This is a genomic window from Micromonospora sp. WMMB235 (assembly GCF_001855515.1).
In the GTDB taxonomy this organism is placed as follows: Bacteria; Actinomycetota; Actinomycetes; order Mycobacteriales; family Micromonosporaceae; genus Micromonospora; species Micromonospora aurantiaca.
Map to the genome: position 1 here is coordinate 3,173,502 of NZ_MDRX01000001.1, position 23,739 is coordinate 3,197,240.

The 23,739-nt window shown below is 69.7% G+C and carries 12 protein-coding genes and 2 tRNA genes; 3 read left to right on the forward strand and 11 right to left on the reverse strand.

The annotated features are described in order from the left end of the window. Positions 1 to 379: 379 nt before the first annotated feature. From BFV98_RS13290 to BFV98_RS13320, 7 genes are all read right to left on the reverse strand, one after another. Positions 380 to 7,126 carry a polymorphic toxin-type HINT domain-containing protein gene (locus tag BFV98_RS13290; protein WP_071096487.1) on the reverse strand — a complete coding sequence of 2,249 codons (6,747 nt, stop codon included), beginning with the start codon at positions 7,124 to 7,126 and terminating at the stop codon, positions 380 to 382. 90 nt (positions 7,127 to 7,216) lie between these two features. Then, entirely contained in the window at positions 7,217 to 10,678 is a 3,462-nt protein-coding gene (locus tag BFV98_RS13295; RefSeq protein ID WP_176921770.1) for a LamG domain-containing protein, read from the reverse strand. A gap of 116 nt (positions 10,679 to 10,794) precedes the next feature. Then, positions 10,795 to 13,989, reverse strand: coding sequence for a DNRLRE domain-containing protein (locus BFV98_RS13300; protein WP_071096491.1), 3,195 nt, complete (start codon positions 13,987 to 13,989; stop codon positions 10,795 to 10,797). Positions 13,990 to 14,685: 696 nt separating this feature from the next. Next, entirely contained in the window at positions 14,686 to 15,543 is an 858-nt protein-coding gene (locus BFV98_RS13305) for a MerR family transcriptional regulator (protein ID WP_030270203.1), read from the reverse strand. Positions 15,544 to 15,590: 47 nt separating this feature from the next. Next, positions 15,591 to 16,142: a kinase gene (locus tag BFV98_RS13310; RefSeq protein WP_030270205.1), complete on the reverse strand. Its 552-nt coding sequence runs from the start codon at positions 16,140 to 16,142 to the stop codon at positions 15,591 to 15,593. Between the two features lie 84 nt (positions 16,143 to 16,226). After that, positions 16,227 to 16,481: a hypothetical protein gene (locus tag BFV98_RS13315; protein ID WP_013284403.1), complete on the reverse strand. Its 255-nt coding sequence runs from the start codon at positions 16,479 to 16,481 to the stop codon at positions 16,227 to 16,229. Between the two features lie 248 nt (positions 16,482 to 16,729). Then, positions 16,730 to 16,805, reverse strand: a tRNA-Lys gene (locus BFV98_RS13320). 187 nt (positions 16,806 to 16,992) lie between these two features. On the opposite strand from BFV98_RS13320, the gene BFV98_RS13325 reads away from it, so the two are divergent. Both BFV98_RS13325 and BFV98_RS13330 read left to right on the forward strand, forming a co-directional pair. After that, positions 16,993 to 18,270: an Ig-like domain-containing protein gene (locus BFV98_RS13325; RefSeq protein WP_013284402.1), complete on the forward strand. Its 1,278-nt coding sequence runs from the start codon at positions 16,993 to 16,995 to the stop codon at positions 18,268 to 18,270. Positions 18,271 to 18,432: 162 nt separating this feature from the next. Beyond that, positions 18,433 to 19,728 (forward strand): Ig-like domain-containing protein, encoded by a 1,296-nt coding sequence (locus BFV98_RS13330; RefSeq protein WP_071096493.1) that lies wholly within the window; start codon positions 18,433 to 18,435, stop codon positions 19,726 to 19,728. Between the two features lie 46 nt (positions 19,729 to 19,774). Here BFV98_RS13330 and BFV98_RS13335 read toward each other — a convergent pair. Both BFV98_RS13335 and orn read right to left on the reverse strand, forming a co-directional pair. Next, positions 19,775 to 19,850: transfer RNA gene (locus BFV98_RS13335), tRNA-His, on the reverse strand. A gap of 89 nt (positions 19,851 to 19,939) precedes the next feature. Then, positions 19,940 to 20,530 (reverse strand): oligoribonuclease, encoded by a 591-nt coding sequence (orn, locus tag BFV98_RS13340; RefSeq protein ID WP_013474266.1) that lies wholly within the window; start codon positions 20,528 to 20,530, stop codon positions 19,940 to 19,942. A 74-nt stretch (positions 20,531 to 20,604) separates the two neighbouring features. Here orn and BFV98_RS13345 point away from each other — a divergent pair, with 74 nt between their 5' ends. Continuing rightward, on the forward strand, positions 20,605 to 21,900 hold the full coding sequence (locus BFV98_RS13345; RefSeq protein WP_071096495.1) for a glycosyltransferase 87 family protein: 1,296 nt from the start codon (positions 20,605 to 20,607) through the stop codon (positions 21,898 to 21,900). A 102-nt stretch (positions 21,901 to 22,002) separates the two neighbouring features. Here the strand turns inward: BFV98_RS13345 and BFV98_RS13350 are convergent, their stop codons facing one another. Together BFV98_RS13350 and BFV98_RS13355 are read right to left on the reverse strand one after the other, a co-directional pair. Then, a complete protein-coding gene (locus BFV98_RS13350; protein ID WP_071096497.1) occupies positions 22,003 to 22,851 on the reverse strand; it encodes a hypothetical protein in 849 nt (282 codons plus the stop codon). A 140-nt stretch (positions 22,852 to 22,991) separates the two neighbouring features. Next, on the reverse strand, positions 22,992 to 23,723 hold the full coding sequence (locus BFV98_RS13355) for a YcnI family protein (RefSeq protein WP_071096498.1): 732 nt from the start codon (positions 23,721 to 23,723) through the stop codon (positions 22,992 to 22,994). Between the last annotated feature and the right edge of the window lie 16 nt (positions 23,724 to 23,739).

Here is a 23,739-nt window from a genome sequence, read left to right on the forward strand (position 1 = left end):
TCCATGAGTAGCCTGACCACACGAGTCAGATTCTCAATCGAGTTCGCCTCGCGCAAGTTCTCAAATGTGCCCTCTCCAACGTCGATCAGCGATACCAATCCTCTGTTCTCGCTACTGCTTGCAAAGAAGATGTGGCATCGGTATGACTGGGGCTCGGTGATTAGTCCGCCGTTACGAAAGAGCGGACACAGAATCGCAGTCGATCCCGCCGCAACCTCGCTCCGAAGTGCGTCGTGTGAACTCCAGCGAGCTGACCACCCGCGGTGTCGGTTCTCTTCATTGATGCGGACCAAGTCTTCGAGGCTGGCCATGCGAACGCCGAAATCAGCGTCACGTGGACCGATCTTGGACTCCTGCCGGTACGCCGAGTCGCCCGGCATCAGTCAAGGTCCCAGAAATCGCTGAGATCCCGGCGGTATTCTTCGATCCGAACCTTAGTACTTCCCGTAATCCTCTTGTTGTTGGGATCGTCCGCTCGTCGAATGATCTCATTGATCCGGTGGTGCCCGTTCACGATTGTTCCGCTCTCATTGATTCGCGCTACTCCACCATCACGAGGGGTATTGAACGACGCCAAGAGGTCGTCGTCACTCCAGGTTTGCATGTCCGCAGCCTTATCTGGATCAATGCCGTGCCCCTCAATCGGCTTAGCATTGCGAAGATCATCAACTGAGGTCCCGCAGTTGTGCACGAGCACCGGGGTGTTGCCGGCGACCACATAGTACGTGTGGATGTCGTCGATCGTGAGGTTGTGGACCTGTGCCGGCTCCGTCCACTGCCGGGTCGCGCTGATCTGCACGTGGGTGCCGGCCGAGGTGCGCAGCCACTGACCGGCCCGCAGATCGGCGGCATCGACCCACTCGTCGAGGCCGGGTACCCAGAACGGGTGGTTGTCGGTGGCGACCACGCGCTCCGTGGCGTCGCCGCTGTCACCGTCGGGATCGATGGTGACTTCGACCAGGTTCTTGCTGCCCTGACCGATGATGGTCGCCACCACCGGCTTGATCGTCGTCTTGCCGGTCACCGGATCGGTCACCAACACGATGTCGCCGGTCTTGACGTCCTCGATCGGCTTGCGCGACCCGTCGGCCATCACCACCAACGTGCCGGGCACGAAGCTGTTCTTGCACTTGATGAACGCCTTGGCGTTGTCGACCAGGTCGATGAGCAGGCCCTTGACCCGACTGGTCAGGTTGGCGAGTTTCTTCCACTTCCATGGAGCGCCGTATCTGACTGCGAGTTTGCCCAGCGCACCACCGATCGCCGCACCCGCGACGTTGACTGCCGTGGCCAGGCAGCCGCCCATGTCGCCCTTGAGGAAGCAGTCCAGGGCATCGGTGATGCCCAACTCGTCCATCAGGATCTTCGCCAGGGCCTTGGCGGCGTTGAGCATCTTCGCCTTGGCCGCGGCGATCCGCCGCTGCCTCTCCTTCTCCGCCGCCGCCCGCGCGGCCGCGGCCCGCTCCTCCGCTGATGCCCGCGGGTTGTTGTGGACGTTGATCGTGGGCTCGTCCGGGTCGTACGCGCCCGAGCAACCACCGCAACCGTCGTTGTGGCCCTTGACCTTGTGGTAGTTGCCGTACATGTCCTCGTAGTCGGCGCCCGGCCCGCAGGCGTCGTCGGAGCAGGCCTTGAGACCGTCCGGGTCGGAGAACGAGATCGGGTTGTTGTTGGCGTACGCGTACCCGTTCATCTGCTGCGGGTCGTTGACGTCGATGATCGGGTCGACCGAGATGAACCGGCCGGTGATCGTGTCGTACTCCCGCGCGCCGATGTTGACCAGGCCTGTCGTGGAATCGATGTTCCCGTTGACGAAGCCCTTCTCTGTCGGCCACTGACCTGGCGAAGCGCCCCGGTTCTCGCCGTACGGGGTCATCCGCCGATGCGTGACAGCGCCGCTCTGGTCCACGACTGCCTGGCCGGTGCCGTGGTGGTCGTTCGCGACGTACCGGAGGCCGTCCACCTTGCGGACCAGGCTCGCCCCGCCCGGAAGCGCGTAGTACCGGGTGGCGTCGGTGGACCGGGTCTGGTGGTTCAGCCGGATCTCCATGCCCGGCAGGTAGAGCGTGGTCGAGGCCGGCTCCTTGCGGAGCATCCGGGAGCCGTCGACGTCATAGAGGAAGCTGGTCTTCTTGCCGGCTTCGGTGACCGACTCGAGGTTGCCCTCGGCGTCCCAGACCAGGGTCTGGTCCTCGCCGGCCCTCGTCCGCTTCTTCGTGTTGCCGGCCGCGTCGTACTCGTACGAGTACAGCCGGTCGCCCTGCGGAGTCTTCTCCGTCATCTGGCTCAGCGTGTGCGGCTGCGCCTGGCCGGCGGCCGGATAGGTGTAGCTGCGCTCGATGAGCGGAGTGCCGTTGGTCCCGTACTGGACCTCGGTCTTGCGGTTGCCCGTGACGTCGAAGGTGTAGGCGTGGTGGTAAGGGGCCACGCCGCCCACCCCGGTGACCGAGGGCCCACCGGCGCACGGGTCGGTCGCGGTGCTCGCCGACGTCCAGGCCCGCTCCATCCGGCGCAGGTAGTCGTACGTGAAGCACTGCGTGTCCTGCGTCCCGGACGGGTTGTTGGCGATCCGCAGGATGTTGCCGGACTGGTCGTACGTGTAGCGGGCGTCGATGTCCACGACCGGGGCCGACTCGCGGTCCAGCCGTTGCCGGGTGAGCCGCTTGGAGCCCTGCTCGTACTCGTAGGTCGACCAGACCTTCCGGGTGCCCACCCGAGCCTCGGTCTGCAGTACCTCGCCGGTGCCGGCGTACTCGACGTCGGTCAGGTAAGGGGCGTCACCGGTCGTCGCGGTCAGGCGCTCAAGATCGTCGTAGGTGTAGGCGATCGTCTCGAACGGCAGCCCACCGCCGTCCGACATGCTCACCGACTGGATGCTGCCGTCCCGGTTGTACTCCGTGCCGAAGGTGTAGAAGCCGGCCAGTTCGGCACCGGCGTGCTCGGGCACGGAGTAGTAGGTGGCGTGCGGCCGGTAGAACTCGTCGTAGATCGAGAAGTACGTGGCGTACTCGTGTCCCTCGATCCAGCGGCTCGTCGAGGAGAGCTCACCGAGCATCTCCAGGTCGTACGTCCAGCTGCTCAGCAGCTCCCCGGTGTCGGCGGCCCCCTTGTAGACGGCGATCTTGCGGCCGATCTCGTCGTACTTCGTGCTGATCGTCTGGTTGAGGGCGTTCGTGGTGCTGGTGAGCCGGTCCAGGTCGTCGTAGCCGGACGTCGACGTGCCGGCGTCCGGGTCAATCGACTTCGTCTTGCGGCCCAACTGGTCGTACTCGTGGGACCAGACGTTGCCGGCCGGGTCCTTGACCGTCTTCAGCTGCCCGGCGTGCGTGTAGGTGTACTCGGTCTTGTCGAAGTCGCCCGTAGGACCGCTGCCCTTGTACTGCCGCAGTTCGGTGGTCTTGCCCAGGGCGTTGGTGATCGAGGTCGTCGGGGTGCCGCCGGCCGGCGGGTCGACCGAAACCCGGTCGCCGCCGTAGGTGGTCGTGGTGCGCCACTTCTCGTTGCCCGCGACCGCGAAGATCTCCGCCGTGACCCGGTCCGCGCCGTCGTAGACGTACAGCGTCTGGCCGTTGACGTCACCGTTGACGGCCGGGTAGATCACGTCGGTGGGCGTGCCCGCGACCGTGTACGTCGCGTACGTCTTCGCCAGCTGGCCGGTGCCGGTGTAGAAGGTGTCGGCGACCGTACGGGTGCCGTCGGGGCCCTCCGACTGCACCTGGCGGGGCCGGAGCAGACCGTCGTGCAGCTTGTACTCGACGCTGTAGGAGCCGTCGTTCTGCCGCCGCTCGGTCTTGATGGCGACCGGCTTGTCCGTGCGGACCAGGTAGCTGTAGCGGATGCTCGGCTCCAGCCCGCTGGCGCCCGTCCGGTCCGGCATCCAGACCTTCGCCAGCCGGCCCAGGGCGTCGTACTCCAGGACGCTCTTGAGGCCGTTCTGGTCCACCTGGCCGACCGGCACACCCCACGCCGGGGCGTAGTCGGTGGTGGTGACGAACTGCAGCGGGTTGGTCTCCTTGACCTTGGTGGTCAGGCCGTTGGTGTCCGTGTACACGGTCTTGGTGACCCGGCCCAGCGCGTCGACGGCGGTCAAGGGCCGGCCGTACGCGTCGAACGTGCCCTCCGAGGCGCGGATGTAGGTGGCCGTCGTGCCGTTGTGGCTCTTCAGCCGCTCGGTCCGGGTCGGGTTGCCCAGCGTCGGCGCGACGCCGAACGCCTTGCCGTCGTAGAGCGTCCGGGTGTCGGAGATGACCTGCTTGCTGCGGTCGGGGGTGGCCGAGCACGCCACCGACACCGACTCGACCCGCGACACCAGGCTGTACAGGTGGGCGGTCGCGTTGTCGGCGTACGTGGTCCGGCTGCATGCCTCGTCGCCGGTGACCGCCACGTCACCCTCGTTCTCGGTCTCGGTCACCCGGCCGAAGCTGGTCTCGAAGGTCGAGGTCTGCTTCGTCTCCCGCCACCCGCCGGCGGCCAGGGCGACCAGGCTCCGGGCGGTGGTGGTGTTGATGAACCAGGCCTTCTTGCTGCCCCAGCTGTGGGTCTCCGTCGCGGTGTTGTGCCGCCACGGGACGGCGATGCTCTTGCTGACCGCGTCGGCGCCGTCGTAGACGATGCTCTCCAACTGGTGGCCGGAGAACTCGTTGTGGTCGGTGTGGCTCCCGCCGGTCGAGTCGGCGACGCTGACGGTACGCGTGCCGCCGTCCGGATCCTTGTCGCCGTGCATGCCGCGCAGGTAGCGGTACTCCGTCTTGGTCGTCTGGACCTGACCGTCGCCGGCCGTGACGATCACGCGGCCGTAACCGCGCCAGTCGCTCCAGGTCAGGTCCTTCGGGTCGGAGATGCCGTCCGGGTCGGCGTGCCGCCAGGCCGCACCGTCCAGGTACTGGTAGCGGGTCACCATGTCCGGCGCCCCGCCGGTGCGGTCGGTCTCGACGACCTGCTCGACCACGTACTTGTGGAACCAGTCGGTGATCGGGTCGCCGCTGCCGAGCGGGTTCCACTTCACCGGGTAGCAGCGCCTGGTGCTGTTGCCCGGCGTGGGCAGCGTGCTCTTGGTGCAGTCCGGGGTGGCGTAGTTGACGTCGATCTGACCGCCGGCGTCGGTCCACACGGTCACCAGCCGGAAGCGGACCAGCGGGGCGATGTTGTCGCCGTCGCGGTCGATCCGGTTGGGCAGCTGCAGGCCGCCCAGTTCGACCGACGGCATGGCGATGTCGGCGCCCGGCCCGTAGAGGCCGGTGTGGGTGATCTTGTGGAGCCAGAGGGTCCGCGAGCCGTCACCGTTGTCGGTGAGCAGGTGGTCGAGCTTCCAGTTGTCCACCGGCGTCCAGCCGGTGCCCTCGCGGATCTCGGTGGTGATGCCGGTCAACCGGGCCCGGGTCCAGAACGTCGGGGTGATCTGGTCGAGCTTGCACTTGGTGTCCTTGGCGCAGTTCCGGTCGAACGGCACGTCCGGCCAGTAGGGCGCGGTGGTGGTGTTCAGATCCTGCGGGTCGCAGTCGACGTTGCCGGACGGCAGGCACCGTTCCTTGGTCTCGAAGCGCACCCGGGCGGGGGCGTTGGTCGTGTAGACGGCCTCGTGCCGCTGGCCGTAGTCGACCCGCTTGAGCCAGCCGCCCCGGACGTACGGGACACCGTTGACGTCGGTCTTCTTGCCCCGGGCGTAGTAGTTGATCTCCTTCTCGTAGAAGTACGAGGTGACGTTGCCGTAGCGGTCCTTGACGTAGTCGAGGCTCCAGCGCCACGCCTGGTCGCAGTAGGCCGACGTGAACGTCGCGTTGTAGCAGGGCTCGCCCGAGTCGTCGCCGTAGATCGGCACGGTCCAGGTCGAGCCGGTCTCCTCCTTGCCGGAGGTCCAGCCGGGGAGCCGGTTGAGGCCGAAGTGGTACTGGGTGCCGTCGGTGGTGGTGACCCGCCAGTACTCGCCGTCGTTGTCACCGTTCACCGCGCCGGTGAGCCGCTCGACCTTCGAGCCGTCGTCGGTCCCGAACCGCCAGGTGTCACCGGTCTTGACCAGTTCCGTCGACTTGCCGTTGAGCAGGATGGTCGCGTTGTCGTACGCCCAGCACTGGTCGGCGTACTGGTCGTGCCCGTCGTCCGAGCAGGGCTTGTACCGGCGCTCGATGTGCCCGGGCTCGTAGTTGAAGCCCTCACCGATCCACGAACCCTGGTTGTTGGTCGTCGCGGTCCGGCCGTCGACCGACTGCGACGAGTAGGCAAGCGCGATCGGCGGCGCACCACCACCCGGCACCGGCGGGCTCCGCAGCGGGTAGCTCCAGGAGAAGCCACCCGTGGAAGGGGCCACCGACCACTTGGACGACGGGGACAGCTTCGTGGCGCCGTAGTCACCCTGCGAGGAGGAGTCGGTGGCGGTCATGGCGAAGAGCGCACCGGTGCCCGCCTCGGCGGAGAGCGTCTCGGCGGCGCTGTCGTTCGTCGTCGGCAGCGGAACCGGGGCACACTGGGCCTTTTCCGGCGTGGTCAGCGCGCACTCCGGCAGGCGGACCAGCCGCAGCCGGGCGCCGAAGTCGCCACCGAACGCACCGGCGACCCCGCCGTAGCCGAGGGCGAGGCGGACGTTCCCGGCAGCGGCCTGACCGTCGGCCCGGTCGAGCCGGACGATCGGGCCGTCGACCTTGGCCTTCTCCGAGGCCTTCCGGTCGAGCACCTCGATGCGTACCTTGCCGGGAGCGGAGGCCGCCGGACGGGCCGAGTCCGGCGCGGCGGCCGCCGCGGCGGGTGCGGCCGACACCGCGACCGGCAGGCCACCGATCTTGGCGGTGGCCGCCGGGGCCTTCGAAGAGCCGGCGGTGGAGCGGGCCGACGCGGGCGCCGGCACGGTGATGTCCGCGGCGCCGGCGGCGGGCCAGGTGACCTTCGCCGGGGCGGTGGAGGCGGCAGCCACCGCCGGGTTGGCCGCCTTCGGCTTGGCCGGCAGCGGGTCGCGCTTGGGCAGGACCTTGGACGCGTCCGAGGTCGACGGACGGTTCGGCTTCGCCTCGGCCGAGGCGGGTGGGGTCGCGATCTGGATGAAGCCGGCGGCCATGACACCGGCCATCGCCCAGGAAACCGGTCGTACGGTGTGGCGGACGAACCCGCCGGACCGGACCAGGAGTCGGGAGAACATCACCCCTCCAGGGGTTACGGGAGAAGAACGGGAAAGGTCTCGCGTGCCGGTGGGCCCGCCCGGGAGCGGGCGGACCCACCGCCTGTCACGTCAGAGCGAGAGTTGTTCGCGGACCTGGACGTTGAGCTTCTCGATCAGGACCTTGTCGGCGACACCGTCGTAGACCCGGACGTCGTCGACGGCGCCGGACAGGTGCTCCTTGAAGGCGCCGTCGAGCCAGGCGCGCCCCAGTTGCACCCCGCCGGTGGCGACGAACGGCGACACCAGCTGGATCGCCTCGGTGAAGGACCCGTTGACGTACAGGGTCACTTCGCGGGCGTAGCCGTTGTAGACGAGGGTCAGATGGTCACCCTTGCCGACCAGCTTCGGCGCCTCGTCGGTGGCCTTCGTGGTCCACTCCGGCGCCACCGTGTCGGTGCTCGCCATCGCCAGCTCCCACTGCCCGGCGTTGTTGCAGCGCACGACGACCGAGCTGCCGTTGGTGCCCTTCTGCGAGAAGACGGTCATCGGGGTACCGGCACAGTTGCTGGTCAGCTTGACCCGGGCGCTGATCGAGAAACTGCCCGCCATGTCCGCGTTGGTCGATGTGCTGGCATAGCTGTCCGCGTTACCGGTCAGCGCGAGGTGACCACCGCCGAGCAGGGACAGGACCGGGTGCTTGAAGATGGTCGCACCGGTGCCCAGGGTGAGCCCCGCTCCACCGCGCTCCTCGGGGCTGACCTTGCTGGTCTCCGCGTTCAACCGCCAGTACGCCTTACGGCTCGGAGCGGTCTTCTGCAGACCGGTGACCTCGTCGGCGATGATCAGCCGGTCGAAGACCGAGACGTCCGCCATCGCCCCTCCCCAGTTGTCGGCGTAACCGCTCTTGGTGAGCACACGGCCGATCTGGAGCGGACCGCGCGACTTGGTCAGCGACCTGCGCTGGGCGACGCGCGGGGCGTTGTTCCCGACCTGGAGCGACATCTCCTTCTTCGCACCGTCGAAGATGGCGGACACGTACGTCCAACCCGTGGTGGCCGCCGCACCGTCCACCTGCCAGCGGCCCAGTGAGTTGACGTCGTTGACCGGCATCCGGAAGAACCAGGTTCCTCCCTCGACCCCCAGCGCGAACCCGGGCTCACCGGTGCCGTCCTGGCTGACCGCCACCTGCCGGCGGCCGGCATCGTCGATCTTGAACCAGCCGGTCACGGCGAAGCTCGCCGACGTGTCGGTCAGGACCGGCTTGCTGGTCGTGAGGTGGGCGTCGGCCGTCCCGTCGAACCGGGCGGCCGTGTCGGACGTCCCACCCGGACCCTCGACCCCGAACGTGACGCCGCTTCCGGCCGTCGCGTCGTTGTCACCGAGCCCGTCGCCGGCACCGTCCTCGCCCGCGACCTCGCCGAGCGACCACTGGGCGGTCGGCGGTCGCTTGCCCACCCGGAACGTGCACGAGGCGATGCTGCTCGACCGGCCGGCCCGGTCGACGGCCTGGACGTTGATCGTCCGCGGGCCCTCCTTGTCCGGGTACCAGTTCGGCAGGGTGACCGGCCCGCCGTCGGTGGTGGGCCGAAGCACGTTCACGCCCGGCGCCGGGTTGGTGTTGAAGCCGTACCGGTACTCCACCACGTCCGTGGCAGCGGAGTCGAAGACGAAGTTGCCGGGTACACCGATCGAACCCAGCCACTCGTCGCTCTCGATGCAGTTCGACGCGCTCGCCGTCCCGTTGTCGGCCGCGTCCTGCGGCAGGTACACCGCGGAGTCGACGTCGGGCGCGCTGGGGCTGGTCTTGTCGTAGAGGAACTGACAGACGTTGCGCGAGCCCTCACTGCTCCACGGACCCCAGCTGGTGTTGTCGCTGGCCCGTACCTCCCAGGAGATGGGGACGTTCTGCGCGATGTCACTCGGGACCGTGTACGAGAAGACCGATCCGCTGGCCTTCAGCGGAGTGGTGTACGAGCGCGTCTGCAGCGTCCCGCCGGCCGGCGTCCAGGTCACCTTGAACTCGGCCTTGATCTGCTCGGTGTGGGCCGAGGAGTGGTCCGGGTCCCGCAGCACCGCGTTCAGCCGCGGCGGCACGTCCACGTAGGGCGCGCCGGAACCGTAGACACACTGCCCGCCGGGGGACATGGTGAGTTCGTTGAGGTTGGCGATCACCGGCGCCCGGTTGTAGCGGACCGAGAGGACGCCGTTGTCGCAGAACCGCTTGGTGTGCGTCGAGTCGCTCTCACTGACCGACCGCAGGCCGAGTGTCACGTTGCTCCAGCCCTTGGTCACCGCCTGCTGCACCGCGGCCTTCGCGTTCCACTCCGTGTTCTGGTTGGTGGAGGTACAGGTGGCCTGCGTCTTGGTCGGTGAGCTGGTGGCGAGGTGCGTCGCTCCGGACCAGCCCGAGCCGCCGGGCTGGTTGCTCCAGTTGGTGGAGGAGGTGATCCCGGCCGGCATCAGGTAGAGCGCCGCCGCCCGGGCGGTCGAGTTGTAGACGTGCTGCAGGGTGACCCGGAAGGTGGCCTCCAGGATCGTCTTGCCCGAGTACGGCGTGGCGAGCCGGTAGAACAGGCGCTTGACCTTCGAGTTGTTGCAGGAACTGGGGCAGAGGCCGATCCGTTCGTGCCGCTTGCCGTCGAACTTCCAGTACTCCTCGTTGGGGTAGCCGCTGTCCACCATCGCCCAGGCGCTGTTGGTGCTGCTCTGCCAGACCGGGTCGATGTACAGCGGGAACGAGGCCTCCGGATCGGTCAGCATGGACCGGTCCGGGGTGAGGGTGAGGGTGTTGTCCGAGTAGTCGAGGCCGACCGGAGCCACCTCCGACGTGTCGCCCGGTCCCTCGGCCGAGGCCGCGCCCGGGTCGGTCGACGAGGTGTCCAGCGACCGCGCCGCGGCCGCATCGCCCCCCTCCTGGCTTCCGCTGTCCCACATGGTCGGCGCGTCCGCCTCCAGGACCGGGTTGTCGGTGACCGGGTCCAGGGCCACCACGCCACCCTCGGCCGTCTCCTCGATGGTCAGACCCACCGCGGCGACCCCGAGCCGGAGATTCTGGAGCTCCGGCAGATCGGCCGCCTCCGGCGTCTTGACCACCAGTACGTGCGAGAAGCCCTCGACGGTGACGTTCGTGACCAGGTCGACATCCTGGAAAACGTTCGGGTAGGTCGCCTTGCTCTCCTCGACCACGGGAGCGGGAAGCGGCCCGTGCGGCCAGGTCAGGGTCATGCTCTTCTGGTCCCGGGTGACCACCATCAGCGGTGCGGTGCCGCCCTGGGAGAGCTGCATGCCGAGCAGCGCGGCCGCCGGGGCGTACGAGCCGTCGGGCTGAACCACAAGGGTCGAGTCCGCGGGCACCCAGGCGTCCCCCTGGGTGACCCGCACCGGCTGCGTGTGGCCGTTGGCGATGAGCGTGCCGTCCGGCTGCGCGAAGACGTCGCGGTACTCCGTGCGGTGCGCCAGCACCTCGACCGGCTGGTTGAGTGCCCTCGCGGCCACCAGCGCCTCGGCCTCGGTGTCCCGGACGAGGTCCTCCGAGGCCGCGGCGGTGCGCGGCGCCGGCTCCGGCGGCTGGACGAACACCGCAGTGGACATCAGGCCGGCGAGGCCGAGCGTGAGGCCGAGCGTGAACACCCGGCCCCGTTTTCTCGTACGACGGGCCACCCTCTGGTCCTCCCCCGCTGGATAACTGCTCATGTCGATGGTCTTCATCAGCTGATCGCCGCCCCGAACGCGCTGTGCCCGGTGGGGAGACCGCCCTGTCCCGGCTGCCAGGTGACGCTCGGGACCGTGTTGCCCGCGCTCAGGTCGGACCAGGTGAACCCGTAGACGGCGTCGGCACCGTAGGGAGTGCCGACATAGAGCCGCTGCGAGGTGGCCGAGAGCGAGGTGCCGACCAGTTCCTGGGCGCCGGCCGTCCCCGGCATGCCGCCCGATTCCCGGTGCAGCGTGGTCGGGGTGCCGATCGGATTGGCCAGCGCCGGGAAGACACGTACCCGTCCGGAGTCGGCCACCGACGTGCCCGCGTCCTCACCCGGCACGCCGATCGCGACGAACATCGTCGCGTTGGTGCCCTCGCTGCCCGGCGCGGTGTTCACCACCACGACCTTCTCGCCGAGGTAGTCGCCGTCCTCCGAGGCGTACGTGATCGCGGGCAGTTCGGTGAAGGTGTTCGCGGCCGTGACGTGGAACCGGTGCACCAGCCCGGCGTCCGGCGCCGGGGTGTTGGTGGCCGCGACGACCAGGTCCTCACCCGGCACACCGACAACGACCAGCGAGTCGGCCTGGCCGGCGGGAGCACCGACGGGCCGGTACGGCGCAATCGAGATCGACTTGCCGAAGTTGTCGTTGGCCTCGGCGTCGTTCGAGACGTTGGCGACGTTCTGCTCCAGGCCGGCGGCGAGGGTCGGCAGCCCGTTGCTCAGCGTGTGGCTGAAGACGTTCACCGCTCCGGCGAAGACCTCGGTGCCGATCGCCTCGCCCGGGGAACCGACCGCCCAGTGGTGGGTGGAGGCGGCCACCGCATAGCCCGTCCGGTCGTCGATCTCGGCCGCGCCCGGGATGCCGCTGCCCTGGGACATTGCCACGTTCACGGTGCCGCGCATGTAATGCACGATCCCGGTGACCGGGTTGGCCAGCCCTTCACCGGGCGCGCCGATGACGAGGTACGGCTCACCGCTGGCCGTCCGGCTGCCGGCCACGGCGTAGCCGAACCAGTCGTACGCCTCGGCCGCGTCGGGGACGTTGGCGCTGTCCTGGTGGTACGAGACGGCGGGCGGGCCCTGCGCGAGGCCGGCGGGTGATCCGAGCAGTACGTACACGACACCGGCCTGGGCCTGGCCGCTGACGGCCTGGTTCGGCACGCCGACCGCCAGGTCGGTGCACCCGTCGTTGTTGGCGTCGTACGCGGCGATCGACGTGCCGAAGCGGTCACCCGCCTCGGCTGCACCGGGCATGTTGGCCCCACCCTCGTGCAGGGTGTGCACCGTCGTGCCGCCGCCGTACGTAACGTTGATGCGGCCGGCACGGATCTGGCCGTTGACAGTGGCCTCCGGGTCGGCGATCGCGATGTCGGCGACGCCGTCGCCGTTGAAGTCGCTGTCCGTTCCGCCGGTGCAACCGGTGACCGGAGTGGCCGTGGTGTACACCTGCATCTCACAGAACGACGACCAGATGTCGCTGCCGCTGACCCCGTCCGCGGCCTTCACCCGCCAGCGGTAGATGCCGCCGTCGACGAAGGCCCCGGCCGGCACGGTCGCGGCGGCGGTGGCCCCGGAGGCGACGCCGCTGAGGCTCGCCGCACCGATCGGCCCGTCGGCGTTCATCGCCCACCACTCGAAGGTGACAGTCATCGCGGTGCCGTCACCATCGGTGACTGTTGCTTTGAGCTGCGGCGTGAGGGTGTTGACGAGCGGACGACCCGACCCGGTCGCGCACGTGGTGGCAGGGACGGTCGACCGGGCCGTCACGGTCGGCCACGAGTTGTAGGTGACGCTGGCCTTGGGCACCTCGGCACTGGCGGTCGCGTTGCGGGAGCGGAACTGCTTGAAGGACTTCGAATCGGTTTCGTCGGTGGCCCGTAGGCCCATGTCGGCGCGGGTGTCACCGGCGTTCGCCGCGCGCTGGAAGAACTTGGTACCGCTGATCCCGACCCAGGCGTCGTTGCAACTGGCGTCGTAGCCGGCAGTCGCCAGGGTGGTCGCCTCCTGGTTGTTCCATGCCGGCTGGGTATCCCAGATCATGTCGTCGGCCACGGCCCCCACGGTCCAGAGCTCCCACGACCGGCCCTCGCACAGCGGCGACCACCAGTTCCAGAACGAGACGGTGGCAGAGGTGATCTGCTTGCCGACGAGGGCCGCGGTGTCCCAGCGCAGCAAGGACCGGGTGACGGGCCCGGTCGGACCGAGCCGACCGAGCCGGAGGTCGTCGGTGCCGCCCCGGTTGACCGTGTCGCCGGCCTGGATGAACGTGTCGAAGGTGGTGTACAGCGGGTTGATCGTCGGGTCGATGACGATCGGATACTCCCGCTCGGAGTCGGTCAGCCAGCGCATGTCCGGGGTCAGCGTCAGGTCGAGCCGGCCGGTTCCACGGGCCCCGGCGGCAGGGGCGATCGTGGATGCAACCGCCGTCTCGGCGGTGGGATTGCCGAGCGCGTCGACCCGCGCGTCCCACATTCGCAGTGCGGGAGTGCGCGCAACCACCCGGCCGGCGGTGTCCTGGATGGCGGTGTTGCCGCCGGCGTCGCGGACCGCCCGGGCGGCGTTCGGCCCGGTGATCGGCAGCGTGAGCCGGGCGACCTGCTTCACGGCGCTGCGGTCCTTGACGACGAAGAACGCCTCCATCCCGGCGCGGGTCGCTTCGACGATCAGGTCCACCCCGGGCAGCGTGTCGACATAGGTGGCCCGTCCGCCGTCCAGCTTCGGCTCGGGCAGCCGACCGGCCCAGCCGACCGCGAGCCGGTCGGCCCCGTGGCCGAGGACTGCCAGCTCCTGCGTCCCGCTCGGCTGCGCGCCGGAGACGACCAGATCGAACGGGTGGGCGACGGCGGCAATCCGCCCGTCCGCGCCCTTGCGCAGGGTCAGATCGACCGGAACCCACTGGTCACCGCGCCGGATCCGGCTCGCGCCGACCGAAAGCTCGGCCCGGAACTGACCGTCCGGTAGGGCGAAGACCTCGGTGGTCTCCGATGTGAGGCTCTTGACCTGCACTGGCTTGCCGGACTCGCGGGCGGCCCGAAGGGACACCGCCTCATCGGTCCGGCTCTCCACGCCACCTGTCACGCCGTCCGGTCCAGCGGCGAGAAACTCCGCCGGTTCTCCCGGTACGCCCGCCAACGCGGCCGCCGTCAGTACGGCGACGCCCGCAGCCAGGCACGAACGGACAGTGGCCGTCACTCGACGTGCCACAAACCCTCCCCCGTGTGCTTTCCAGTTGTGCGAGCGGGACTCTAAGGGCGTCCTGCCTCAGCGCACAAGGTCGGACACGTTCTGTCAGGACGGATTACGGCGAACTGGACATCCCATCGATCGATCAACACGCTCGGTAGTCGATTGCGTCTTCCACATTGGAGCGTTCGGCGACTGCCGCACCCACGAGTGGTGGCGTCAGGCGGTCGGATCGATCTTCAAAACCGCAGATCAGTAGATGGTTGCCGCAGTCAACTGACGCCGCACGGGCCACTTCACCATTGCGAACTACTTTCACGCATCACCATCTTCGAATATGACACGGCGTAGTTGCCATTGATCGAACAATCAGCCGATGCGGCACTCGCCCATCGGGAGACAGTGCCGGACCAATCAGACTCATGGACGCACCGAAATGGCGGCGGGCGGCATCACGCCAGCCGCTCGGGCAGGTCATCGGTCCAGCACGGAGCACCGAACAGCGACAACGGAAAACCGATTCGTGTCGTCAGAACACCGAGCGATATTCGCCTCATTCGGGCGTCGGGATCGCCCTCGTCCGCGGAGTGACGCGTCGGTGATCATCATGCGCGACGCGAGCGAGGCAATCGGCGAAGACGATTACCAGTCGAAAGCACTGGGGCACCGATTTCGTCAGGGTTGGCCGACCTTCTGACATCCGGGCTGCGGGCGGGTTCAGCGCTCAAGGTCCTCCGTGGGTGACCCCGGCCGGCGTTCGACGGGCGCGCTGCTCAGCACGCCGTCGGGGCGGACCTCCTGACGCAGACGCGCCAGGTTCACGAACCGGTCGCCGTCGACAGGGGCGGCGTCGAGCAGGCGCAGGACCACAGTGCAGTACTTGGCCATCGTGTTGCGGCCCGGCATGAAGATGGACAGCTCGTCGTGGGCGTCGGGCGTCTGCACGATCAGGCCGGCGGGCAGGGACGGCAGTGTCTCCGGGGTGCCATCCACAGCGACCTTGACCGTCCAGAACGGCCCGGTGCCGTCGAGTACGCGCCGGTCCTGCTCCGGCGTCTCCAGTGCCAGCGTCCGCCACGGCTCACCCCGGCAGGTGACGCCGGCCTGCCGCACGGTGGTGACCAGGTCGGCCGCCGCCGCCGTGATGATCTCCTCGGCCCGGTCCCACTCCTGCGCGTCCCGGCCCAGCGGTGTGCCGGGCACGAGCCGCGCCACCGCAGTCGTGGCCGGCACGTGCCGCAACCGCGGTTCGGGCTGCGCCTCGAAGACGGCGCGGGCCGCAGCGATGGCGTCGGCCTGAGCTTGCCGTTGCCGGCTGACCTCGTCGCTGTGCCGGTCGAGCAGGGCGACCGCCTGGTCCGGTTCGTCGAGGGCGCGCCGGACCAGCTTGACGCTCATCCCGGTGTCCCGCAGCAAGGTGATCAGCATGGCCCGTTCCACCTGGTCGAAGGCGTACGAGCGGTGGCCGGTCCGGTCGTCGATCCCGGCGGGCACGAGCAGCCCCTCGGCGTGGTAGAAGCGCAGCGCCTGCGGGGACAGGTGGCACATCTGGCTGAACTCGCTGATCGACAACATGACCCCAGACTGCCCCTTGCAGTAACCGGAAGGGCAAATGACGCTGGCTAGCGCCTGTCGTCGTCGCACCCGTCCTGAGGCAGTCCGGAGGCAGCCGCGATCGCCTCCACGGCCTGGTCCAGACCGGCGCTCTCCGGGAGGACGAGTTCGCCGGGCCAGCCCAGGACGTCGTGCGCGGCGTACCAGCCGCTCATCTGCGCGGCGGTGAAGTCAGCGGCCTGCGGGCGGGTCAGATGCCGGCGCAGCGTCTCGGCCAGCGACACGTCGAGGTAGCAGAACAGCGACCGCCCCCGGTGACCGTCCCGCAGCGAGGTCAGCACGTCGCGGTAGCGGCCGGTGTACAGGATGCCTTCCAGGACCACGTGGTAGCCGTGGTCGAGTGCGAACCGGACGGTCTGCTCGATCAGGGCGGGCGCCACGCCGCCGGGCTTGTCCCGTTCGCGCAGGACGATGCGACGCAGGTAGTCCTGTTCGACGAGGGCGCAGCCCCGGCCGTGCCGGCGTCGCAGCTCCCGGGCGATGCTGCTCTTGCCCGAGCCGGAGTTGCCCCGGATGCAGACGAGGATCGTGTCCGAGCTGCCGGCGGGTACGGCGCGCACTGTCCCTCCCTGGCGCGAGGAGCGATGCCGAAGGCGGGTGGACGCCCGCCGGTGCCGCTCCTGGCAGCCCGGCGGGCGACCGCACTAGCCCTGGGTCTTCACCAGGAACGCGTAACCGATCACCTTCGTGCCGTCCCAGTTGTACATGGGACGGCACGCCTGCGGCTTCGTCCACGACGACTGGTACTTGGGCCGGGCCTCGTTGCAGGCCTTCAACGTCGAGTAGGTCGGGCTCGAGTAGTCCGCGTACGCGGGCGCACCCAGACCGAGCACCAAGGCGCCCACGACCGAGGTGGCGGCGACGAGGCTGCGGATCCGCGGCCGTCCGAAGGCTTTCATGTCTTCTCCCGTCCTGATCGTCGTCACCCGACCATCCATCGTGGCCGTTACGATCATGATCAGATTAGGGCGACCGCACAAGCGGCGCCGACGGGCGGACCGCGCCTCGGTGGAACGTCATGGGTGCCCTGCGGCCGGTGTGACGCACGTGGCGTCCCACCCACGGGCGGCCACCCCGGCGCGCACCGGGGCACCGTACGCGAAAAAGGCCCCGACCGGCGTGAACGCCTGGTCAGGGCCTTGCTCGTTGGTGCGCCGCCAGGGACTCGAACCCCGAACCCGCGGATTAAGAGTCCGCTGCTCTGCCAGTTGAGCTAGCGGCGCTCGCTGACAACGGGAAGAAGATTAGCACGCCCGCCGAGGCGGGTTCCAATCCGATACCGGGGTCCACCCTTCGGACGAGCTTAACCGGCGAAAGCGGCCAAAACGGTCACCTGATCCGGCGCGGGGGCGGGCGCGGGAGCGTCGATACGGCACGATGTCCGCCAGGCACGCGAGGACAGGGGTGGGCATGGGCAGGTTCGCGCGGGCCGGGGCGACGGTGGGCGCCCTGGTCCTGACGGCGTCGCTGGCACTGACCGGGTGCGGCAGCGGCGGCGACGAGGGGAAGAAGCCGGAGTTCGTGCCCGGCCAGCAGCAGGTCGGCGGCGTCTCGTCCTCCGCGCCCGACCCGAGCGTCGCACCCAGCGACAGCGCCGCCGCGCCGCCGCTGACGGTGAGCCCGGCCGACGGCGCGAGCGGCCGGCCGGTCAGCACCGAGATCAGCGCCCGCATCCCCGGCGGCGGCACCGTCTCGAAGGTGGCGCTCGCCACCGCCGACGGCGCCAGCGTCGCCGGGCGGATGCGGCGCGACGGCTCCAGCTGGGTGCCGTCGGCCGCACTGAAGTACGGCACCAAGTACACCGCCACGGTCACCGGCGCCGGCAAGGACGGCCGGACCTACCAGGGCACCAGCACGTTCACCACGATGGCCAAGCCCAAGTCGATGATCGGCTCCGGCCTCTACATGTTCAGCGGCAAGACGTACGGGGTGGCCATGCCCGTGGTCGCCGAGTTCTCCCCGGGCATCCCGAAGAAGGACCGGGCGGCGGTGCAGAAGCGGATGTTCGTGCAGACCGACCCGCCGCAGCCCGGCGCCTGGCACTGGGTCGACAACGGCACCCAGGCGTACTACCGGGCCCCGGAGTACTGGAAGACCGGCACCACGATCACGGTCCGGCTGGCGCTGGCCGGGATCCCGCTGAGCAACGGCCGCTACGGCAACATCGACCGCAGCGCCACCGCCGAGATCGGCCGCGCGTTCGAGATGACCGTGGACAACGCGACCAAGCAGATGACGGTCTCCGAGAACGGCACTGTCATCCGTACGCTGCCGGTCAGCCTGGGCAAGAAGAGCACTCCCTCCTCCAGCGGCACGATGGTGGTGATGGAGAAGAAGGAGTCCACCGTCTTCGACACCCGCAGCGAGCCCGACCCGGCCAACCGCTACGTCACCGAGATCGACTTCGCCCAGCGGATCACCTGGGGTGGCGAGTACATCCACGCCGCTCCGTGGTCCGAGGGCGTGCAGGGGCGCCGCAACGTCTCGCACGGCTGCGTCAACGTGTCGATGGCCAACGGCCGGTGGCTGTTCGGCAAGACGATGGTGGGCGACCCGATCACGGTGAAGGGCACCGAACGCCGCCTGGCCCCTGGTAACGGCTGGACGGCGTGGAGCATGAGCTGGTCGCAGTTCGTCGCCGGCAGCGCGCTGCCGGTTCCGCAGGGCGGGCAGCCGGCGCCGTTCTGACCGGCGTAACGTGGTCGGACATGCCACCTCCGACAAAGCGCCGGACGACGGCGGAATCGTTACACCCGCGCAGGGTGTTCCGTTTCACGTCCGGCAACGCGTACCCGCTCCGGCGCGTCTGACCAGAGACGACGGGGCACGGCATCACTTTGTGAGGGACTCATGCGAGCTGGCCAGGACGAACCGATCCGGGGCGCGAGCGCCCGACGCGTCGGCCGCCGCCGTGCGCTGGCGGCCGGGCTGCTCGCCGCCGCGATGGCCCTGACCGCCTGCACCAGCGGCGGCGGCGACAAGCCGTCGAGCTGGCAGGGCGGCGGCGACGAGGGCGAGAAGGCCCCGAAGGCGGCGGCCACCATCAGCGAGCCCGCCGCCGACGCCAAGGACGTGCCCGCGTCCACCGCCATCACCTTCACCACGAAGGAGGCGCAGGAGACCACAGTCGAGCTGAAGGACGCCGCCGGCAAGGTCGTCGACGGCACGCTCGCGGCGGACAGCGCGAGCTGGCTGCCGTCCTCGGCCCTGGAGTACGGGCAGACGTACACGGCGACCGTCACCGCGACCGGCGACGACGGCAAGCCCGCCACCGCGACCAGCACGTTCACCACGATGGCGAAGCCGGCCAAGCAGATCCGGGTCACCAGCTTCCTGGGCGACAACCAGGTCGTGGGCGTGGCCATGCCGCTGATCGTGAAGTTCGGCCGGGCCATCCCGGAGGACTACCGCGACGACATCCAGCGCCGGATGACTGTCACCTCGAAGCCCGCCCAGGAGGGCATCTGGCACTGGGTGAGCCCGACCGAGGTGCGCTACCGGCCCAAGACGTTCTGGAAGGCCAACAGCACGGTCAGCTACAAGGTGCAGGCGGGCGGGCTGCCGCTGGGCGGCGGCTGGTACGGCCGCGCCGACCTCAGCGTCGACGTCAAGATCGGCCCGTCGTTCGTGATGACAGTCGACAACCGCACCAAGCGGATGACTGTCACCCGCGACGGCAAGGTGGTCAAGACCATCCCGGTGAGCCTGGGCAAGAAGAGCACCCCCTCCTCCAGCGGCACCATGGTGGTGATCGAGAAGCTCCGGCACACGGTCTTCGACACCCTGGAGGAGCTGGGCCCGGAGGAGGGCTACCGCACCGAGATCGACTACGCCCAGCGGCTCACCTGGGGCGGCGAGTTCATCCACGCCGCGCCCTGGTCCGAGGGCGTGCAGGGCCGCACGAACGTGTCGCACGGCTGCGTCAACGTCTCGATGAAGGAAGGCAACTGGCTGTTCGCCAACACCCGCATCGGTGACCCGATCACCGTCAAGGGCACCGAGCGCAAGCTCCAGAACGGCAACGGCTGGACCGACTGGAACATGAGCTGGGACGAGTACGTCAAGGGCAGCGCCCTGCCGTACGAGCCGCCGTCGGACGACACCACGCCGGACGCCGGTACGCCGAGCGTCGAGCCCACCCCCTGACCCACGCATACGACGAAGCCCCCTCCCGGAGGAGGGGGCTTCGTGTTGGGGTGACTGATGGGAATTGAACCCACGACAACCGGGACCACAACCCGGTGCTCTGCCAACTGAGCTACAGCCACCATGCTCGCCGCTCCGGTCGCCCGGGCGGTGCGCGGACTAATCATAGCCACACTCCGGCCGACCCCGTCCACCGGGTTCGGCCGGGGCGTCAGAGCTGGGCGGCGATCGCCTTCGCGGCCTCGACGTCCGGCCCCGGCAGCGGCACGAACACGGTCCGCCGGTAGTACTCCAGCTCGCGGATGCTCTCCCGGATGTCGGCGAGCGCCCGGTGGGCCAGGCCCTTCTGCGGCTGCCCGAAGTACACCCGCGGGTACCAGCGCCGGCACAGCTCCTTGATCGAGGACACGTCGATCATCCGGTAGTGCAGGTGCGCGTCGAGCCGGGTCATGTCGCGGGCCAGGAAACCCCTGTCGGTGGCGATCGAGTTGCCGCACAGCGGGGCCGTACGCGGGTCCTTCACGTAGCTGGTCACGTAGTCGAGCACCATGTCCTCGGCCTCGGCCAGCGTCACCGTGGAGCGGCGTACCTCCTCGGTGAGGCCGGACTTGGCGTGCATGGTCCGCACGATCTCCGGCATGCCGTCGAGCGCCTCGTCGTCGGCGTGGATCACCACGTCCACGCCGTCACCGAGCACGTTGAGGTCGGGATCGGTGACGAGCGCGGCGACCTCGATCAGGGCGTCCCGCCGCAGGTCGAGCCCGGTCATCTCACAGTCGATCCAGACGAGAAGATCAGCCACCGGAACAGACTACGCGCCGCCGACGCGCCCGCGCCTCGGCCCGGCGGCCGAGGTGGACCGCTAGGGTTTCCTGCGTGCCAGCCGAACCCGTCGCCCCACCCGCCGTCCCCCGTGACGACGCGGGCGGGCGTACGGCCCGCCGGGTGGTCGTGGTGCTGGCGCTGATCGCGATCATGCCGGCGCCCTACCTGCGCAACCTGCGGCACGACTATTACGACCAGAAGATCTACATGTCGGCGATGGACTGGTGGGCGGCCGGGCACCCGCTCTACGACTACGTCCAGCCGGACCGGGTGCAGGGGGCGCTCTACTTCACCTATCCGCCGTTCGCGGCGCTGCTCCTGGCGCCGTTCGGGTATCTGCGGCTCGGGGTGGCCATCGCGGCCTTCGCGGTGCTGACAGTGGCCGCGGTGGTGGTGACCACGCGCTGGCTGGTACTGCCGGTGCTGCGGCGGCACGACCTGCCGCGGGGGTTCGGCCTCACCGTCGCCGTGCTGCTGGTGCTGGCGGTGGAGAGCACCCGGGAGACGATCACGCTCGGGCAGATCAACATGCTGCTCGTGGTGCTGATCCTCGGCGACCTGCTGTTCGCCGTACCGCAGGGCCGGCGCTGGGCCGGCGTGGGCGTGGGACTGGCGGCGGCGCTCAAGCTCTTTCCCGGCATCTTCGTGCTCTACCTGCTCGCCGCGCGGAAGTGGCGGGCGGCGGCCGTGGCGGCGGTGACAGCGGCGGTGGCCACGCTGCTGGCGGCGGCGGTCGCGCCGGGCGACTCGTGGCGCTTCTGGACTCACGAGCTGTGGGTGACCGACCGGGTGGGCCGCCCCGACTACACCGGCAACCAGTCGCTGTTCGGGCTGCTCAGCCGCCTGACCGCGCCGGCCGAGCCGGACCGGCTGCTGTGGCTGCTGCTCGCGCTGGCGGTGGCCGCGTTCGGCCTGTGGCGGGCGGCGCGCGCGGCCCGGGCGGGGGACGCGCTGGTGGGTCTCACCCTGACCGGGCTGGTGGGCGGGCTGGTCAGCCCGATCACCTGGATCCACCACCTGTACTGGTTCATTCCCGCGGTGGTGGTGCTCGTCGACGCGGCACTGGACGCCGATCCGGCGACGCCCGCCGGGGCCCGCCGTCGCGGCGGCCTCTTCGCGCTGGCCGCCGTCGTCGGCCTGCCGATCGTGTACGGGTTGGTGACGTTCCAGGACTGGGGCACCGCCATCGTGCACACGGACGACCCGGTCGACTTCGTGGTCCGCAACATGTACGTCCTGCTGAGCCTGCTGGTGCTCGCGGCGCTGCCGATCCGTCGGCACGCGGACGAGAAACCGATGACCCGGACTGAACGGACACACCTCGCAACAAATGGCGATCAGCGCTAATCTGGTATCAACTACCTCAGTTTTCTCCCAGGTAGCACCGATCCCCCGGTGAAGAACGGCCCTCCGCGTCGGCAGCGCGGAGGGCCGTTCGGGTTCTCGTCGTCAGTCCCGGCCGTCGGGGCACCGGCTGGGCGGCGCGATCGCCGCGCGGGTCCGCCCACCGGGCCCGGAGCCCACTGCCACCAGGTGCCGCTCGGGTCGCGACGCCGGGCCCGGCTGGCGGCCCAGCCCGCTCAGCGAGGTGACGCCGAGACGCCCGGCCAGCACCGGCACCTGGTCCGGCTCGACCACGAAGACCACCTCACGCGGCCGCAGCGGACGCAGCAGCACCACCACGGCGAGGATTACCAGCAGCGTCCCGCCGGCCAGCAGCGCCCACGCCAGCCCGGGGAACCACCCGGCCCGCAACTCGGCACGCATCCGCAGGTCGAGCCCGTCCGCGCCGTCCACGCGCATGACGACCAGGCTCAGCGACCGGCCGGACAGCTCCGCCGGGCTCCACTCCAGGGAGCCGACGCCCTCGCGTACCCAGAAGGGCTGAGTCATCGGCACGGCGGTGCCGGTGCCGGCGGTGGCCGGGTCCAGGTCGACCGGCAGCGGGCCCCGGGTGACCGCCACGCGGCGCACGGTGCTGTGCGGGACGTCGGCCAGCCACCCTCGCACCTGGTCGGTCGGGGCGAGGCCGAGGAAGACCGGGCCGTCGTCGTCCCGCGCGGTCAGGTGCAGCCGGGCCTGTCCGGTGCGCGCCAGCGGCAGGTCGGCGCGCAGCAACGCGTCCACGTCGGTCACCAGCACCGCGCGGGCGGGCGTGCGGACCGGCTCGAACCGGGCGTCGAAGCCGCCGTCCGGGCCGGCGTGCCGGGCGGCGAGCCAGAGACCTCCGCCTGCCAGCAGCGCCGGAATCCCCAACGCCAGCAGCACCATGCCGGCGATCGTGCGTACGAAACGCATTCGCGTCGTCCCTCTCGGTAGCCAACTACCCGGCCGACCTTACCGACGCGCGTCGGCCGATCGCCGGATATCGGCGGCACCCGTCCGGGACGGCGACCGGCCCGGCGGATCGTTCCGCCGGGCCGGTGCGTCGCTCACGTTCAGGACTTCGCGGCGGGCTCCCGCCGGGTACGCGCGAACGCCAGGCCGCCGAGGGCCAGGCCGCCCAGTCCGGCGACCAGGCCGGCCACGCCGAGGGCGACGGCCGCGCCGGAGCCGGCGTCGTCGTCATCGTCGTCGTCGGCCGCGGCGGCAGCCGGCGCACTCGCGCCCGCCGAGGCGGGCGCCGAGGCGGCCAGCTTGAGCACCGGCGCCGGGTTCTCCGGCTCCTCCGCGCCCGGCGTCGGCTCCTCGATCCACCGGGAGACGTTGCCGTCGGAGTACGTCTGGAGCACCTTGAACACCATCGTGTCGGCCTGCGGCAGCGGGCCCATCGACACCGGGAACTCCTGGAACTCGCCCGGCTTCACGCCGCCGTTCGGCGCGGCCGTGAAGGTCAGCTTGGAGACCGCCTCGGTGAGCTGGCTGCCGTGCACCTCGATCGGCGGGTCGACCTTGCGCTTCTCCACCGCCACCGTCCAGCCCGCCACCGGCATGGTGGAGACCGAGCCGACCGGCGCGTTCTCCGGCAGGTTCACCTCGACCTTGACTGTCGACGCCGTGTCGCTCTCGTTCGGCACCCGGAACGCGAACCGGCCGTAGCCGCCCTGCGTACCCTCGGCCGGGTTGATCGTGACGTGCGCCGAGGCCGGACCGGCCAGGCCGAGCACAGCCATGGCGACGGCGGTGAGGGTCAGCGCGGCGATCGTCGCGGGGCGCCGGAGACGGATCATCAGATGGGACCTTCCG

Bases quoted from the DNA above. Each gene is read 5' to 3' on its own strand.
- BFV98_RS13290 (WP_071096487.1), bottom strand. From the start codon at position 7,126: ATGTTCTCCCGACTCCTGGTCCGGTCCGGCGGGTTCGTCCGCCACACC.
- BFV98_RS13295 (WP_176921770.1), bottom strand. From the start codon at position 10,678: ATGTCCACTGCGGTGTTCGTCCAGCCGCCGGAGCCGGCGCCGCGCACC.
- BFV98_RS13305 (WP_030270203.1), bottom strand. From the start codon at position 15,543: ATGTTGTCGATCAGCGAGTTCAGCCAGATGTGCCACCTGTCCCCGCAG.
- BFV98_RS13315 (WP_013284403.1), bottom strand. From the start codon at position 16,481: ATGAAAGCCTTCGGACGGCCGCGGATCCGCAGCCTCGTCGCCGCCACC.
- BFV98_RS13325 (WP_013284402.1), top strand. From the start codon at position 16,993: ATGGGCAGGTTCGCGCGGGCCGGGGCGACGGTGGGCGCCCTGGTCCTG.
- BFV98_RS13330 (WP_071096493.1), top strand. From the start codon at position 18,433: ATGCGAGCTGGCCAGGACGAACCGATCCGGGGCGCGAGCGCCCGACGC.
- BFV98_RS13350 (WP_071096497.1), bottom strand. From the start codon at position 22,851: ATGCGTTTCGTACGCACGATCGCCGGCATGGTGCTGCTGGCGTTGGGG.
- BFV98_RS13355 (WP_071096498.1), bottom strand. From the start codon at position 23,723: ATGATCCGTCTCCGGCGCCCCGCGACGATCGCCGCGCTGACCCTCACC.